Raw genomic sequence first — 16,210 nt, 5'->3', positions numbered from 1 at the left:
GATGGTACTGCAGGGGGGACCCTGTGGGAGAGTAGGACGCCGCCGAACAATTCTTCTGAAGAACCCCCGATCCACCAGGATCGGGGGTTCTTCGCGTTTTTGTGCTCTCTCTGCCGCTCTTGCCGTCTCTCGCCTTCTCGGCCTTCCCAGCCTTCCCGGACTTCTCAACGTTTTTTATCCGTCCGATCGCCGGCCGGGTATTGCTCCGGCCATCGACAGGTGGACCTAGGTCCACCTCGGAATCGGGGTGCCACGGCCACTGCCCGACGCCGGTCTTTCGTGAACACTGAGGGAGGACGATCGGTACCGGAATCAGGAGCTCGCGTGACCACAGTGACCACTACCAGCGGCACGTCCGTGCGTGCGCAGACCCGGGCGGCCTTCGAAGCCGGTGGTCAGGGGCTGGTCCGGCTCGCCCAGGTGGCGCTGGCCGCGGCCGTGGGGTTCACCCTGCCGGTCGTGGCGGCCGTCTTCGCCGGAGTGGTGACGCAACGGTTCCTCTGGTACTACGCCCCAGGATCCATGATCGCCCTCGCCGCTGCCGTGGTGGCCGGCTCCTTGGTGGCGGCCACCCTCGTCCGCAGGACCGCGAACCGCACGCGCGGGTTCCTGGACCGCTGGTACGGCATCCGCCTGCCGGTGGCGTACGGACCGCGGCCGGAGCTGGAGTTGGACGACCGCGGGCACTGGTGGACGGGGTACTCGTACCACCGCTCCCGGCTGGTCGCGAAGTACGTGCAACTGGTCCACTGGGGCCTGCGGGACCGCACCACTCGCGCCGAGCTGGCCTGGCTGGTGGTGAACCCCTTCCTGGTCGCCGCCCTGGCCGGTCCGGTGGCCGTCCTGCTGGTGCTCGGGGCGGCCTGCACGTTGTCGGGGCCGGACCTCGCGGTCGGCGTCGGCCCGCTGAGTCCGTACGTGAGGCCGGTCCTCCTGAGGTTCGCGGTGGGGATCGGGACGGTCCTCGCGGGGGTGCTCCTGGCCCCGCTCGCGGTGCGCGGCTACGCGGAGGTGGCGCGCCGGGTGCTGGACCAGGACGGCCGGGCGACGCACGCCCAGCTGACCCGGCGGGTGGCGGAGTTGACCGAGACCAGGGCGGACGCGGTGGGCAGCCAGGCGGCCGAGTTGCGGCGGATCGAGCGCGATCTGCACGACGGTGCGCAGGCGAGGCTGGTCGCGATCGGGATGACGCTGGGCACCATCGAGCACCTCATGGACACCGACCAGGCGGCCGCGAGGGAACTGCTCGCCGAGGCTCGGCAGTCCTCGGCGCGGGCGCTGCAGGAACTGCGCGACCTGGTTCGCGGCATCCACCCGCCGGTGTTGGCGGAGCGCGGACTGGGGGACGCCGTCCGGGCGTTGGCACTGGACAGCGCGCTGCCGACGGAGGTGTGCGTGAGCCTGCCGGACCGGCTGCCGGCCCCGGTGGAGGCCGCCGCGTACTTCAGCATCAGCGAGTTGCTGGCCAATGCGGCCAAGCACTCGGGGGCGGAGCAGGTGTGGGTGGACATCCTGTACCGGGCCGGCCTGCTGCGGGTGACGGTGACCGACGACGGCGTCGGCGTGGCCGATCCGTCGCGCGGTACGGGCCTGCGCGGGATCGAGCGCCGATTGGGTACCTTCGACGGTGTCCTCGCCATCGACAGCACGTCGGGCGGTCCCACCACCATCACCTTGGAGCTGCCGTGCGAGTTGTCCTCGCCGAGGACCTCTACCTCCTTCGCGAAGGCCTGATCCGCCTCCTGGAAGCGCATGGGTTCACCATCGCGGCCGCCGTGGAGACCGGCCCCGAACTGCTGGAGGCGCTGCTGACCCACCGCCCGGACGTCGCCGTTGTCGACGTCCGGCTGCCGCCCACGCTCACCGACGAGGGGCTGCAGGCCGCGCTCAAGGCGCGCCGGGAGATCCGGGGGCTGCCGGTGCTGGTGCTGTCCCAGCACGTCCAGCAGCTGTACGCGCGGGAGTTGCTGGCCGACGGCACGGGCGGCGTCGGCTACCTGCTGAAGGACCGGGTGTTCAACGCCGGGCAGTTCATCGACGCGGTCCGCCGGGTGGCCGCGGGCGGGACGGCGATGGACCCGGACGTGATCGCCAAGCTGATGCAGACCACGTCCCGTCGCCCCGGCCCGTTGCTCGGGCTGTCCCCGCGCGAGCGCGAGGTGCTGGAGCTGATGGCCGAGGGCTGTTCGAACTCGGCGATCGCCGCCCGCCTCTCGGTCAGCGACGGCGCCGTGGCCAAGCACATCGCCAACATCTTCAGCAAGCTGGGGCTCGCTCCGGACGAGGACGCCAACCGGCGGGTGATGGCGGTGCTGGCCTACCTCAACGGCACGGCGGTGCAGAACCGCTGACGGGCCGAACGGCCCCGGGGGCGCTGTTCCCGCCTGCCGGGGCGTTGCCCTCCAGGCTGCGGAAACGCTGAAACACGCGTACGAGTAAACTCCGATGGGCCGAGCCCGGAGGGTGCTCAGCCGTCCGGCGGCCTGACTGGCGGGAACCGGCAGCCGAGGCGCGTACGGCAGCAGCCGAGATCCAGGGGTTGATAGACGTAATGGCACGCCCAACGCTCACCAAGGCCCATCGCGGCCTGCTCGGCCTGGTCGCGGCCGGTGCCTGCATCATCTCGGGCATCGGCTTCGCGGGCTCGTACAACGCGGTGCGCGAGCTGGCCGTGGAGAAAGGTTTCGGTGCCTTCTCCTACGCCTTCCCGATCGGCGTCGACGCGGGCATCGTCGTGCTCCTCGCCCTCGATCTGGTGCTGACCTGGCTGCGGATCCCCTTCCCGATGCTGCGTCAGACGGCGTGGCTGCTGACCGTCGCCACCATCGCCTTCAACGCGGCGGCCTCCTGGGGCGACCCGCTCGGCATGGGGATGCACGCCGTCATCCCGGTGCTGTTCGTGGTCGTGGTCGAGGCCTCCCGGCACGCGGTCGGCCGGATCGCGGCGATCACCGCGGACCGTCACATGGAGTCGGTCCGGGTGATGCGCTGGCTGCTCTCGCCGGTGCCGACCTTCCGGCTCTGGCGGCGGATGAAGCTCTGGGAGCTCCGCTCCTACGACGAGGTCATCCGGCTCGAACAGAACCGCCTGGTCTACCGCGCGCAGCTGCGCTTCCGCTACGGCCGCGGCTGGCGCCGCTCGGCGCCCATCCAGGCGTTGCTGCCGCTCAAGCTCGCCAAGTTCGGCGTGCCGCTGGACCCGTCGCTGCTCGACCGGCTGGATGAGGAGGCCCGCGAGCGCGAGGCCAAGGAACTCACGGCGGAGAACGAGGCCAAGGCGCTCGAACTGCAGCTCCAGCAGAGCCGCAGCGCCGCGGCCATCGCCCCGGTGGCCGCGGCCGGCGCGGCGGGCGCGGCCCAGCAGCCGGTTCCGCACCCGCAGCAGCCTCGCCCGGAGCCGGCTCACGTCCCGTCCCAGGCCCAGGCGCAGCCCTCCGTCGAGGTCCCGGCCGGCGCAGCCCCGGCTGGCACCGCAGGGCCGGCAGCCGCGGCCCCAGCCGCCGCGCCGCTGTCGCCCGAGGTCGCCGCGCCGATGCTGGCGAAGCTGCACGCCGTCCGGCTGCGCGTCGCCCAGGAGCCCGCGGAGGCGACGGAGCCGGCTCCGCAGCCCCGGGGCGAGGAGCTGAACGTCTGGACGGCACGTCCGATCCGCACCACCGGGCACTCCGTCGACCCGGCCACCGGTGGACGGGTGCCCGGCCAGGCCTCGCCGTGGTTCAAGCCGCCGCGTTCGACCGAGGCACCCGCCCCGGCCTCCTCGGCCGCCCCGGCTCCGGCGCCCCGGGCGCAGGCCCAGGGCCCGGTCGCCGCGCAGCCCGACCCGGCGGGACCGCAGCCGGCTCCGGCCGCCCAGCACGGCCAGGCCGAGCGGCCGACGCAGGCCGGGCAGGCCGGGCAGGCCGGGCAGCCCGGCCAGCCCGTCGCGGCGGAGGAGCCCGGCCTGGCCGAGCTGCCCGAGGACCGCCACGGGCTCGTTCCGCTCGACCAGGACATCGCCTACGACGCCCTGGTCTCGTACATCGACAACCACGGCCACCAGCCCGACCCCCAGCGCCTCGCCGCCTGGCTGACGGCCGAGTACGGCCTCACCGGCAAGGGGCCGGACGGCTCGGTCCACCCCAAGGAGGTCGCCGAGCTCTACCCGCAGCTGCGCGACCGCTACGCCGCCGCCGGGAGGGACTGACCCACCCCGCGTCCACCGCTCGGTCGGCCATTGACGCCCGACCCCGCCGCAGCTACCTTCGCCTCAACAAACTGTTGAAGAGCTGGTTCGGCGCGGAGGAGTGCGGATGTCGCAGGTCGAGGTCGACGGAACCGGGCCGACGGGCGGGGCGTCCTTCTCCGCCACCGCCCGCGCCGCCGTGGAGGCGCTGCTCGCCCCGGTGGACGCCGACCTGGCGCGCCGCTACCCGGGCGACTCCGGGAGCCGGCAGCCGGTGCACACCGTCTACGTCCCGGCCGACGCCTTCGGCGCCGAGACCGTGCGGGACTGGGGCCGCCAGGCGCTCGAGGCCTTCGACACCCACGCCGCCACCCCCGCCGAGCTGGCCCGAGCCCTCGGCGTCGCCGACGGCGAGCTGCTCGCCGACGTGCACGCCCGGGTCCGCGCCAAGCTGCTGCGCGAGCCGATCGAGGACCTGCGGATCGACTTCGAGGACGGCTACGGCCCGCGCCCGGACGCCGAGGAGGACGCGGCCGCGCTCCGCGCCGCCGAGCTGGTCGCCGCCGCGGTCGCCGACGGCAGCGCCCCGCCGTACATCGGCATCCGGATCAAGTGCATGGAGGCGCCCGTCCGCGCCCGTGGCATCCGCACCCTGGAACTCTTCCTCGCCACCCTGGTGGCGAACGGCGGTTTGCCGGACGGCCTGGTGCTGACCCTGCCCAAGGTGACCTACGCCGAGCAGGTCACCGCCCTGGTCCGGCTGCTGGAGGACTTCGAGCGCCGCGCCGGGCTGCCGGCCGGGCGGATCGGGTTCGAGATCCAGATCGAGACCACCCAGGCCATCCTGGGACCGGACGGACGCGCCACCGTCGCCCTGATGATCGAGGCGGCCGAGGGCCGCGCCACCGGCCTGCACTACGGCACCTTCGACTACAGCGCCTCCTGCGGGGTGAGCGCGGCCTACCAGAGCATGGACCACCCGGTCGCCGACCACGCGAAGGCCGTCATGCAGGTCGCCGCGGCCGGGACCGGCGTCCGGCTCTCCGACGGCTCGACCAACGTGATCCCCACCGGCTCCACCGAGCAGGTGCACGCCGCGTGGAAGCTCCACCACGACCTGGTCCGCCGCTCGCTGGCCCGCGCCTACTACCAGGGCTGGGACATGCACCCGGCGCACCTGCCGACCCGGTACGTCGCGGTGTACTCCTTCTACCGCGAGGGCCTGGCGGCCGCCGCCGCCCGGTTGGCCGCGTACGTCGCCAAGGCGGGCGGTGACGTGATGGACGAGCCGGCCACCGCCCGGGCGCTCAGCGGGTACCTGCTGCGCGGGCTGGACTGCGGTGCCGTCGACCCGGCCGAGGTCACGGCGCTGACCGGGCTCGACCGCGCCCAGCTGGACGCCCTCGCCGGCCGCTGACGCTCCGGCCGTTGACGGTCCGGCCACTGAGGGTCCGGCCGTTGACGGTCCGCCGCCGGCGTTCCGGCCGTCCGGGCAGGGCCTAGGCTGGCGGTGCCGCTCCGGGACACCGGGGTGCGCGCCGCCAGCCGTCGCCGTTTCCGGGAGAAGTACCGCGCCATGTCCGCCACGCCGGAACCGACCAGCAGGCCGTACCTCACCATCCGGCGGGCCGGCAGCCACGAGATCGAGATCAAGAAGTCCCGGTTCATCTGCCACCTCGCCCGGGTCGCCGACGAGGAGGAGGCGCAGGCCTTCATCGCCGGAATCCGCAAGCAGTACGCCGCCGCCCGGTTGGCCGCGTACGTCGCCAAGGCGGGCGGTGACGTGATGGACGAGCCGGCCACCGCCCGGGCGCTCAGCGGCTACCTGCTGCGCGGGCTGGACTGCGGTGCCGTCGACCCGGCCGAGGTCACGGCGCTGACCGGGCTCGACCGCGCCCAGCTGGACGCCCTCGCCGGCCGCTGACGCTCCGGCCGTTGACGGTCCGGTCACTGAGGGTCCGGCCGTTGACGGTCCGCCGCCGGCGTTCCGGCCGTCCGGGCAGGGCCTAGGCTGGCGGTGCCGCTCCGGGACACCGGGGTGCGCGCCGCCAGCCGTCGTCGTTTCCGGGAGAAGTACCGCGCCATGTCCGCAACGCCGGAACCGACCAGCAGGCCGTACCTCACCATCCGGCGGGCCGGCAGCCACGAGATCGAGATCAAGAAGTCCCGGTTCATCTGCCACCTCGCCCGGGTCGCCGACGAGGAGGAGGCGCAGGCCTTCATCGCCGGAATCCGCAAGCAGTACTGGGACGCCCGGCACAACTGCACGGCCTTCGTGGTCGGCGACGAGCAGCGCCGCGAACGCTCCAGCGACGACGGCGAGCCCGGCGGCACGGCCGGGGTCCCGATGCTGGAGGTGCTGCGCCGCCGTGGCCTGACCGACACCGTCGCCGTGGTGACCCGCTACTTCGGCGGGATCAAGCTCGGCGCCGGCGGTCTGGTGCGGGCGTACGGGAGCGCGGTGTCGGAGGCGGTCGACGGCATCGGCCTGCTGGAGCGGCGGCCGGTCGCGCTGCTGGCGGTCACGGCGGACCACGTGCGTGCGGGTCGGGTGGAGAACGACCTGCGGGCCGCCGGGTACGCGGTGAACGACCTCTCCTACCAGGCCGACGGGGTGCGGATCGAGGTGGGCGTGCCGGAACCGGAGGTCGCCGCGTTCCACACCTGGCTGGCCGAGGCCACCGGCGGCGCCTCGGTGGCGGTCCCGGTCGGTCGCAGCTACGTCGAAGTGCCGGTCTGAGCTGCCGGGAGATCAGCCGGGAGATCAGCCCGGAGAGCCGCCTGGGGAGCAGCGCGGAGAACGGTCGGACGACCGCCCGCGGAGCCGCCGGGCAACTGCCCGGACAGCCGTCCGGAACCTCCGGCCAGGGTCGCTTCCCGTAGCCGAGCGGTCGCGCCACGCGGAAGGCCGCTTGAGCAGATTCACCCGAACGTAGTGTCGTGGCCCGGAGTTGGAACTTCCGCTCCGGGCCGTGGCGTTTCCTGGGCAAGGATCCGGCCGAACCGGACGAAAACCATCGATGGAGGACACCAGACCCCACCCCGCACCACGGAGGTATGCGCATGACCTCAGACCGCTCGCCGTCGCCCGCCGGTGCCGACCTACCCGGCCCCCGGGGCCCCGCGACGCCCTACCGGATGACCGTCACCACCGCCCTCCCGCACGCCGAGGCCGTCGCCCTGGCCGATGAGCAACTCGCCTCCTGGCTCAAGCAGGAGGGCTGTGAGGAGCCCCCACCGGCCCGTCGGGCCGCCTGGCCGGCCGAACCGGGAACCCCCCTCGCCGCCGAACGGCTCCGCCTGGGCGACCGCGTCCTGCTGGACCGGGACCACGGCCCGCTGCGCGGCCCCTCCGGTGCCGGCCGCTACGACCGCCGCCGGCTGCGCACCCCGGCCCCCCACGGCACCGGGCAGCTCACCGTCACCGTGGCCACGGGCGCCGACGGCCGCACCTGGTTCCGGCTGGAGGCCGAGGCCCACAGCACCGGCAGCGGTGTGCGGACCCCGTGCCGGGTGCCGGTGCCCGAACTCGCCCGGACCCTCCTCCCGTTGCTCGACGCCACCGACGGCCCGGCCGCCGTGCACCCGGCACCCCGGGTGATCACGGCCGACGGGGTCGACGCCCTGATCGACGAACTCTGCGACCCGGAACGCCGACTGCCCACCGTGGTCGCCAGCGTCCCGGTGAACCTCCCGCTCGAGCGCTGGGTCGAGGACGTGGTCCGCCCGCTCTGCCGGCAGCTGCCCGGCCTCGCCACCGCCTACGTGCTGGATCCGGGTGCCCGCACCGGCTTCAACGTCGCGCTGGAGTACCACACCGTGTACGGCGGGGCGGTGCGCACCTACCTGCCCGAGGTCGACCCGGCCTCCCGGCAGGACGGCGCCCGACATCCGGTACTCGCCCGGGGCCGAATAGAGCAGGATCTGCGCCGCGCCGCCGGCCTGCTCGCCCGCGAGCCGCGCCGCCTCGCCGCCGACCAGCCGCTTCCACCCCCGCTCGCGGCCGTTCCGGTCCTGCGCGTCCCCCCGCCCCAGCTCCGCCGGTCCGCCGACCGGCCGGTCGCAGCGGGCGTTGACCAGGCCCTCGCTCCGGCCGTCGAGGGGGCCGCCGAGCTGGCCGCGCTCGCCCGCGAGGAGCAGCAGGACCGCGCCGAACAGCAGGCCAGGGCCGACGAACTGGAGCGGGTCCGCCGCACCCTGCGACTGGAGCGCCGCGACCGCGCCCAGGCCAGGGAGGGCCACGAGGGCCAGCAGGGGCGCCTGAGGACCGTCGGGCGCGGCCTGACCGGCCGTCACTGCAGCAGCCCGGGCACCGGCTCGTCGCTCTCCGGCCCGTCGCTCTCCGGCCCGTCCCACGGCGGTCCCTCGCTCGGCGGTCCCTCTCTCGTCGGCCGGCGGGCCGCTCAGCCCTCCGGCCGGGTCGGCAAGCCCGAGACCTTCACCGAACTGATGGCCCGGCTCGGCGAGTTCCCGCTGCTGACCTTCACCGGAGACCAGAAGGCGGCGCTGGCGCTGGACGGGTTCCAGTGCGCAGGCGCCGGCTGGGCCCGACTCGCCTGGGACGGCCTGACGGCCCTGCAGGAGTACGCCGAGGCGGCCGTGCGCGGGGCGGCGGGCGGGGACTTCAAGCAGTGGTGCGAGCACACCCCGGACGGCTGTCACCGCTTCCCGCCCCGCAAGGCGGTGCGCGGGGAGTCCCGGACGGTCTTCAGCCACACCAAGTGGAAGCGGGAACGGATGCTGCCGGTCCCGGAATGCGTGGACGCCACCCGGCGCGCGTTCATGGGCGCGCACCTGCGGATCGGCGGCGGCCGCACCGCGCCCCGGCTGCACTACCTGGACGACTGCTCCGGAAGTGGCCGGATCTACGTCGGTTACATCGGCCTGCACCTGACCAACACCCGGACCAACTGACCGGCTCGGCTGACCGCCGCGTCCGTTCGGTGGACAATGTCCGGCAGGGGGCGGGGGTCGCGGGCCGGCCGGCCGCCCGGGCAGGCGCCGGACGAGCATGGGGGAACGACGACCGATGCAGTACTCAGCAGACGGCCGGTCCGACGGCGCCGACACCGTCCCGTTCCCCCAACCGGGCTTCCTCGCCTCGGTGTTCCGCGACCTCGGCGCCGACCAGGACCCGGACTCGGACGATGCCGTCGACGGCCGGGCCGCACCCGACCGCCCCGGGCAGGGGGCGGCGGGTGACGGCCCGCCCGCCGGCGGCACCACCGGCCCCGGCAGCACGGACCCCGGCGCCAGCGACCCCGGGGACGGCATCGCCGCCCATGCCCGGGCCGCCGCCCTGGCCCACCACCGCACCCTCACCGTCCAGGCCGAGCACGACCGGCTGACCGACCTGCTGCGGCGGGCCGCGCTGCCCGTCTCCGCCATGGACTTCGAGAGCCAACTGCGCCACTACGAACCCCGCCCCTACCCGGGCGACGACGCGGCCACGACCGACGAGCCCGAACCCCGCTGGGCGGACTTCGCACCCGCCGAACCGCCCGCCGCCGACCCGGAGGCCGGGCCGTCCCGCCGCCTGCTCGACTCCGGGTACCAGCGCGAACTGGCCCAGGCCCGGCTGGCCCACCAGCGAGCCCTGCGCGAGTGGCGCACCCGCCGGGCCGAGGCCGACCGTCCGGCGGCCGACGAGTCCCGGCGCGCCCACGAGGAGGCCGAGGAGGCCCGCGCCCGCGCCGTGCGCGAGTACAACGAGAGCCTGGAGGAGTGCCGGCGCGCATACCGGCTCGCCGAGCCCGCCGCGGTGGAGTCGCTCCTGGAACGGGCCCTGGCCGCCGCCGAGACGGCCACCCAGGACCTCGCCGCCCCCTGCCGGGCGGTGTTCCGCCCGCTCACCCGCACCGCCGTGCTGGACCTCGACCTGCCCCCGCTCGACCTGGTGCCCTCCCTCACCGGCTACCGGCTCGCCCCCGACGGCGACATCCTGCCCGTGCCGCGTCCGCCTGCCGACCGGGCCACCGACTACCTACGGCTGGTCGCCCGGCTCGCGCTGCGCGCCCTGCAGGCCGCCGACGCCGTCGACACCGACGAGATACTCGCCGGTGTCGTGCTGAACGGCTGGTTGCGCGATTCCGGTGCGGCCGAGCCGCTCTGCCTGCTCAGCGTGGACGCCGACCGCGACGCCCTGGCCCGCACCCGGCTGCTGCCGCCGGAGGCCCCGTACGAGGAGCGCGATAGCGAGGGCGTCTACGCCGACGCCGAGCAGGACGAGGCCCTGGTCCGGCTGCGCCAGCTGGGCGCCGCCGTCACCCCGGACCCGTACGCCCGGGCCGTCGTCCAGCCAGCCGCCCAGGCCGGGGCCGCCGTCCCGGCCGCGCCCGACCTGTCCGCCAACGAGTTCGCCCAGCTGGTGCGCGACCTGCTCACCAGGGGAGGGCTGGCCGAGTGGAGCGTCCGGCTGCGCGGCCCGGACGGGCTGGTCGCCACCGGCGAGGGGTCCCCGGGCAGCGCGTTGCCCGGCCGCTGGGTGGTCTGGGCGTCGAGGGGTGCCACGCCGGTCGGTGCGGAGCAGATCATGACTCTCGCCGAGGCCGTCGCCGAGGAGTCCGCCGAACGCGGCCTGCGGCTCACCACCGGCCGCTTCACCGACGAGGCCCTGGACCTCACCGCCGAGGAGAGCCACCGGCACATCCACCTGATCGACGGTGACGGCGTTCGCGAACTCGCCCGTACCCACCTCGGGCTGCCCCTCGCCGCAGGCCTCTGACGAACCGCCGCCCCGGACCCAAGCCCGGACCCGTACCCAGATCCAGACCTGGACCCGGATCCGGACCTGGACCCGGACCCCGGCCTGCTGCCCTGCCCGGCCCGCCCCCGAGCCGGTCGGGCGGGGTCGCTCCTGCCACGGCGTTCACTCCGACGGCCCACCCGGCGGGCGACCCACCGGCCCCGGGCCGAGGCTGAGGACCGAACCCCGTCGGCCCAGGCACCCCCCGGGCGATCACCGTCGAACGGCCGTCCGGTACGGTCGGCGGTCGGCCCGGCCACGGGCGGATCCCAGGGGGAGAGGAATGGGCACAGCGCTCGGCAGACCACACGGCGGTACCGGCCATCCGGCCGGGCCGGCGCGGGAGGCAGCCCGATGACCGCCGTCCTGGTCGCCGCCGGGGCGTTCCTGATGACGTTGATCGGCGGTTTCGTCGCCCAGCGGACCGGCGACCGCCGCCATCTCGTGCTCGGCTTCGCAGCCGGCCTGATGCTCGGCGTGGTCGCCTTCGACCTGCTGCCGGAGGCCCTCCACCAGGCACCCGGCGAGGTGCACGGCGTGCCGCAGGCGCTGCTGATGTTCGCGGTCGGCTTCCTCACCATCCACGTGGTCGAGCGCGCGGTCGCCATCCACCGCGGCCACGAGGGCGAGTACGCGGAGCACACCCACGGCCACCACCACGGCCACACCCACCACGCCGGGGCCCAGGGCATCGGACTGACCGCCGCACTGGCCCTGGTCGGCCACAGCGTGATGGACGGCTTCGCGATCGGCGCCGCCTTCCAGGCCGGCACCACGGTCGGCACGGTGGTGGCCATCGCCGTGGTCGCCCACGACTTCGCCGACGGCTTCAACACGTACACGATCACGCGGCTGTACGGGAACAACCGGCGCCGGGCGCTGACCCTGCTCGCCGCCGACGCGCTCGCTCCGGTCTCCGGCGCCGCGATCACGCTGGCCTTCACCATCCCGGAGCACCTGCTCGGCCTCTACCTGGGCTTCTTCTCCGGCTTCCTGCTGTACCTGGCGACCTCCGACATCCTCCCGGAGGCGCACAGCCCGCACCCCTCGCGCAGCACCCTGCTGTGCACCGTGGCCGGGGTCGGCTTCATGTGGCTGATCATCGGCTTCGCCAACTGACAGCCGGCCCCACCCCGGCCGCAGCCCCGCAGTCACCCCGGCCCGAGCCCCACCCCGGCCCGAGCCCTACCCCGGCCCCAGCTCCGCCCCTGCTCCCCAGCCGGACCGGTCGGCCGACCGGCCTCCCCTACCCGGCGAGCCGACTCCAGCACTCCCGCATCGCGGCCAGCGCCTCGGTGATCGCCGGCCGCCGGGAGGCCTGGGCCCGCCAGAGCGCGAACACCCGCCGGCTCGGCTGGGAGGCCACCGGCCGGGCCACCACCCCGGCCGGCAGCGGCCCCCGGCCGAGCCGGGGCACCAGGCCCATCCCCAGGCCCGCCGCCACCAGCGCGATCTGCGTCTCGAACTCGCCGACCTGGTAGCGCACGTCCGGCTCCTCGCCGGCCTCCCGCAGGGTCCGCACCAGCCAGTCGTGGCAGATGTTGCCCGGCGGCACACTGATCCAGCGCCGCCCGCAGAGCCGCTCCACCGGCACCGCGTCCAGCGCCGCCAGCTCGTCCCCGTCCGGCACCAGCAGGTCCACCGGGTCGGTGCCGAGGTCCAGCCGGGCGAGGCCCTCCTGCACCGGCAGCGGGACGCTCGGCCAGTCCTGCACCAGCGCCAGGTCCACCTCGCCCCGGGCCACCAGTTCCGCCGCCGGGTACGGGTCGCACTCCAGCAGCCGTACGTCCAGCTCCGGGCAGCGCCGCCGCAGCCCGGCCAGCACGGCGGGCATCAGCCCGCGCGCGCCGGACGGGAAGGCCGCCACCAGCAGCCGCCCGACCGCCTGGCCGCGCTGCTCCTCCAGCCGCACCTCGGCCTGCTCCACCAGCCCCAGCACGGCCTGGGCGGTGGTGGCCAGCTCGCGCGCCGCGTCGGTCAGCACCACGCCCCGGCCCTGACGCTCCAGCAGCACCGTCCGGGTCTCCCGCTCCAGCTTGGCGATCTGCTGGGAGACCGCCGAGGGCGTGAACCCGAGGGCCGCCGCGGCCCGACCGACCGAACCGTGCACCGCCACCGCGTGCAGCGCCCGGAGGCGTCCGAGATCCATCATGCAGCGATCCTAAAGTGTGGCCTTCAGTTTTCGTCGCTGGTGCTACACGATCCACGCCGCCATGCTCGACCCATGACCGCGACACCCGCCGCCCCGAGCGGCATGCACCCCCGTCACATCGCCCTGGCCGTCCTGGTCGCCGCCGTGTGGGGCCTCAACTTCGTCCTCATCGACGTCGGCCTGGACAGCTTCCCGCCGCTGCTCTTCGGTGCCCTGCGGTTCGCCGTCGTCGCGGTGCCCGCGGTCTTCCTCGTCGGGCCGCCCAAGGTCGCCTGGCGCTGGGTGCTGGCGGTCGGCCTCGTCCTGGGGGTGGTCAAGTTCGGGCTGCTCTTCCTCGGCATGCACGCCGGGATGCCGGCCGGCCTCTCCTCGCTGGTCCTCCAGGGGCAGGCCGGCTTCACCGCCCTGTTCGCCGCCGCCCTGCTCGGTGAACGTCCCGGCGGGCAGCGGCTGATCGGTCTGACGATCGCCTTCGCCGGCATCGGTCTGAGCGCCCTGGAGCAGGGTCTCGACGGCCCGCTCGGCGCCTTCGCCCTGGTGGTGCTGGCCGCCGTCGCCTGGGGGCTGTCCAACGTGCTGACCCGCAAGGCCGCGCCGCCGGACGCGCTGCGCTGGATGGTGTGGGTCAGCGCCGTCCCGCCGCTGCCGCTGCTGGGCCTGTCCCTGCTGGTCGAGGGCCCGGCCGCGGACCTGCGGGCGCTGCGCGGGATCACCCTCGGCGGGCTCGGCGCGATCGGCTACGTCGGGCTGGTGTCGACCCTGTTCGGCTTCGTCGCCTGGAGCCACCTGCTGCGCAGCTACGACGCCACCGCTGTCGCGCCCTACTCGCTGCTGGTCCCGGTGTTCGGGATGTCCTCGGCCTGGCTGCTGCTCGGCGAGCGGATCAGCCCGTCTTCCGGGGTGGCCGCCCTGCTGGTGATCGCCGGGGTGGGGATCACCGGGCTGCGCCGTGGCCTGCCGAGCGCCGTGGCGGCCCGGCTGCGAGGAAACGGGCCTCGGCGGAGCGCAGCACTCGCAGCAGCACCTCCTCGTCCTCGGGGCTGACCTCGCCGAAGTACTCCTGCGCCACCTCGTCCCGGACCTGCCCGATCCGTTCCACCGCCGCGCGCCCGGCCTCGGTCAGCAGCAGCCGCACGGCCCGTCGGTCGGCCGGATCGGGGCTGCGCTCGACCAGGCCGGCCTCCTCGAGGGCGTCGACCACGGTGGTGGCCGAGCGGGGGGCGATGTGCAGCTTGTCGGCGAGGTCGCTCAGCCGCATGGCGTGGTCCGGCGTTTCGCAGCCGGGCGCGTGGGCGAGGGTGCGCAGCGCCCGGGCCTGGCCGGGGGTGATGCCGTAGGGCTCCAGGCGCCAGCCGGTCTGACGGCGGATCCGCTTGATCGCCCTGGTCATCGCGTCCGCCAGCTCGGCCGCGCTGCCGGGGGAGGCGGATGCGGGACCGGAGGAGCCGGGACCGGAGGAGCTCGGACCGGGGCCCGGTCCGGAGGGGCGGTCCGCCGGATCGTCGGTCGGCGTGGTGGTCATCGGCGGTCTCCTCGGCTGGCGTCCGGGCCAGCGTATCGGGGCCGGTCGGGGGCCTGCGGCGGGCGGTGGAGGGAGCCGTAGGCGCAGTCGGGGAAATATGTTGAGCTTAGCTCAGTATCTGCGGTAGCGTGATGGGGAGTGAGGGGACCCTAAGTCCCTCCCCGACCCTGGAGGGCCCATGCCCGTTTCCACCGCGCGCGTCGTCACCGACCGTCCCGGCCGCTACGCCAAGCAGCTCGCCGCCCACATGGGCCGCAAGATCGAGGCCACCTTCTCCGAGGAGACCGGCCGCGGGACCCTGGTGTTCGGCGCAGGCACCGCCACGCTGGAGGCCGCCCCGGACGCGCTGCTGCTGACCGTCGAGGGCGAGCGCGAGAACCTGCCCGGCCTCGAGGACGTGGTCGGCCGCCACCTCGTCCGCTTCGGCACCCGCGACGAGCTCGTCGTCGAGTGGCACCGCGACAACGGCGAGGCCGGTCTCGTTCACCGCAACGAGGAGTCCGAGGCCTGAGGCCTTCGGGCGCCCGGCCGGGGCAGCCACCGGTCGAGCGCCCACAGCACCAGGACCGCCAGGCACCAGCCTGCCACCACGTCCAGCAGCCAGTGGAAGTCGCTCCACACCAGCCCCGCACCCACCCCCAGCGCCAGCAGCGCCGCACCCGCCGCCAGCCCCCGCGCCGTCCGCGGCCCCGCCGCCCGGGCCAGCAGCAGCGCGGCCACCCCGTACGAGAACGTCGCCGTCGCGGTGTGCCCCGACGGGTACCAGCCCCACTGCTCCGGCGTCAGCGGATCCCCGAGCGGGCCGGGCCTGGCGAACGCCGCCTTCGCCGGGACCACCAGCAGCGGGATCAGCACCGAGGTCAGCCCGGCCACCGGCAGCGGCAGCCACCAGCGCGCCGCCCCCGCCCGGCGCCACCACCAGGCGGCCAGCACGCCGGCCGCCAGCAGCACCGGCACGGCGGGCACGGCGCTGCCCAGGTCCGACAGCAGTCGGCCGAGCGGATCGAGCACGGAGTCCGGGTGGGCCGCCCGCACCGCCCGGCGGACCGCGCGGTCCAGCCCGAGCAGCGGCCCGTCCGCCGCCACCTGCCAGGAGACCAGGACCAGCACGACCGCCGCCGACACCGGCACTGCCACCGACCGCGCCGCCCCGCCCAGGACAGCGGACAGCCGCCCCGGAGCAGGGGGGAGAGCTCCGGGGCGGCTCTGAGGATCGCCGTTCCGTGCGCCCCGGGGGGTGTGGGTCGGACGGTCGGTCGATCGGCCTTCGGTGTGCACCGACCCTCGCGGGGCGGCCTGGTTGTCCTCGCGGCGCCCGCGCGGACCCGCCCCTCGGGGTGGCTCCGCGGGCGGCTCCGCCAATGGCTGGGGCTCGCTGTCCATCTGCGATGACACTACGTCAACAGCCTTTCCGAGCCGAGCGCCTTCAGCGATTCCGCACATCATCTTCACCCTGCCCCGGACAACCTCCGGGCCCTCCCGTTGATCATGCCGGCCGCCTCGCCGGGCACCCCGTCGGCTGCTCTCACCGGCTCCCGGTCCGAACCAGCCGCGGGCGCCGGCGGAACGGCCCCACCGAACCGAACGGCTCCCACCCAACCGAACGGCCCGTGGAGACCAGAGGTCTCC

13 protein-coding genes and 1 pseudogene are annotated in these 16,210 nt (G+C 74.9%); 11 read left to right on the top strand and 3 right to left on the bottom strand.

Going from position 1 to position 16,210, the window contains the following annotated elements; genetic code table 11:
• The first annotated feature begins 324 nt into the window (after positions 1–324).
• The 9 genes and pseudogenes from ABT247_RS22775 to ABT247_RS22735 all read left to right on the top strand — a co-directional run bounded on the left by ABT247_RS22775 (position 325) and on the right by ABT247_RS22735 (position 12,026).
• Complete coding sequence (locus ABT247_RS22775) at positions 325–1,734, top strand: sensor histidine kinase (protein WP_350744962.1); 1,410 nt, start codon at positions 325–327, stop codon at positions 1,732–1,734.
• Positions 1,686–2,351, top strand: coding sequence for a response regulator transcription factor (locus ABT247_RS22770; RefSeq protein WP_350744960.1), 666 nt, complete (start codon positions 1,686–1,688; stop codon positions 2,349–2,351). Before ABT247_RS22775 ends, ABT247_RS22770 begins: the two co-directional genes overlap by 49 nt.
• Before the next feature lie 200 nt (positions 2,352–2,551).
• Positions 2,552–4,183, top strand: coding sequence for a DUF2637 domain-containing protein (locus ABT247_RS22765; protein ID WP_350744958.1), 1,632 nt, complete (start codon positions 2,552–2,554; stop codon positions 4,181–4,183).
• Between the two features lie 106 nt (positions 4,184–4,289).
• Positions 4,290–5,579, top strand: coding sequence for a DUF6986 family protein (locus tag ABT247_RS22760; RefSeq protein WP_350744956.1), 1,290 nt, complete (start codon positions 4,290–4,292; stop codon positions 5,577–5,579).
• A 321-nt stretch (positions 5,580–5,900) separates the two neighbouring features.
• Positions 5,901–6,086 (top strand): annotated as a pseudogene (locus tag ABT247_RS22755) (DUF6986 family protein); the annotation flags it as partial.
• Positions 6,087–6,245: 159 nt separating this feature from the next.
• Entirely contained in the window at positions 6,246–6,902 is a 657-nt protein-coding gene (locus ABT247_RS22750; RefSeq protein WP_350744954.1) for a YigZ family protein, read from the top strand.
• A gap of 323 nt (positions 6,903–7,225) precedes the next feature.
• Complete coding sequence (locus ABT247_RS22745) at positions 7,226–9,076, top strand: hypothetical protein (RefSeq protein ID WP_350744952.1); 1,851 nt, start codon at positions 7,226–7,228, stop codon at positions 9,074–9,076.
• Positions 9,077–9,191: 115 nt separating this feature from the next.
• Positions 9,192–10,886, top strand: coding sequence for a restriction endonuclease (locus ABT247_RS22740; protein ID WP_350744950.1), 1,695 nt, complete (start codon positions 9,192–9,194; stop codon positions 10,884–10,886).
• Between the two features lie 375 nt (positions 10,887–11,261).
• The gene (locus ABT247_RS22735) at positions 11,262–12,026 is read left to right on the top strand and encodes a ZIP family metal transporter (RefSeq protein ID WP_350744948.1); all 765 of its coding nucleotides are present in this window, start codon (positions 11,262–11,264) and stop codon (positions 12,024–12,026) included.
• A 127-nt stretch (positions 12,027–12,153) separates the two neighbouring features.
• Here ABT247_RS22735 and ABT247_RS22730 read toward each other — a convergent pair whose 3' ends face one another.
• Positions 12,154–13,059, bottom strand: coding sequence for a LysR family transcriptional regulator (locus tag ABT247_RS22730; protein WP_350744946.1), 906 nt, complete (start codon positions 13,057–13,059; stop codon positions 12,154–12,156).
• A gap of 102 nt (positions 13,060–13,161) precedes the next feature.
• On the opposite strand from ABT247_RS22730, the gene ABT247_RS22725 reads away from it, so the two are divergent.
• On the top strand, positions 13,162–14,103 hold the full coding sequence (locus tag ABT247_RS22725) for an EamA family transporter (RefSeq protein WP_350744964.1): 942 nt from the start codon (positions 13,162–13,164) through the stop codon (positions 14,101–14,103).
• Here ABT247_RS22725 and ABT247_RS22720 read toward each other — a convergent pair.
• Positions 13,994–14,581, bottom strand: a complete 588-nt coding sequence (locus ABT247_RS22720; protein ID WP_350744944.1) for a MarR family winged helix-turn-helix transcriptional regulator — start codon at positions 14,579–14,581, stop codon at positions 13,994–13,996. The two genes, ABT247_RS22725 and ABT247_RS22720, sit on opposite strands and share 110 nt — an antisense overlap.
• A 178-nt stretch (positions 14,582–14,759) precedes the next feature.
• On the opposite strand from ABT247_RS22720, the gene ABT247_RS22715 reads away from it, so the two are divergent.
• Entirely contained in the window at positions 14,760–15,092 is a 333-nt protein-coding gene (locus ABT247_RS22715; protein WP_350744942.1) for a DUF2218 domain-containing protein, read from the top strand.
• On the opposite strand, the gene ABT247_RS22710 is transcribed toward ABT247_RS22715, so the two are convergent.
• Positions 15,065–15,718 (bottom strand): phosphatase PAP2 family protein, encoded by a 654-nt coding sequence (locus ABT247_RS22710; RefSeq protein WP_350744940.1) that lies wholly within the window; start codon positions 15,716–15,718, stop codon positions 15,065–15,067. The genes ABT247_RS22715 and ABT247_RS22710 overlap by 28 nt on opposite strands.
• Positions 15,719–16,210: the final 492 nt, after the last annotated feature.

The sequence above is a fragment of the Kitasatospora sp. NPDC001539 genome, assembly GCF_040298565.1.
Lineage (GTDB): Bacteria > Actinomycetota > Actinomycetes > Streptomycetales > Streptomycetaceae > Kitasatospora.
The sequence above is the reverse complement of the archived record's forward strand: the minus strand, read 5'-3'. Positions and strand labels throughout refer to the sequence as shown.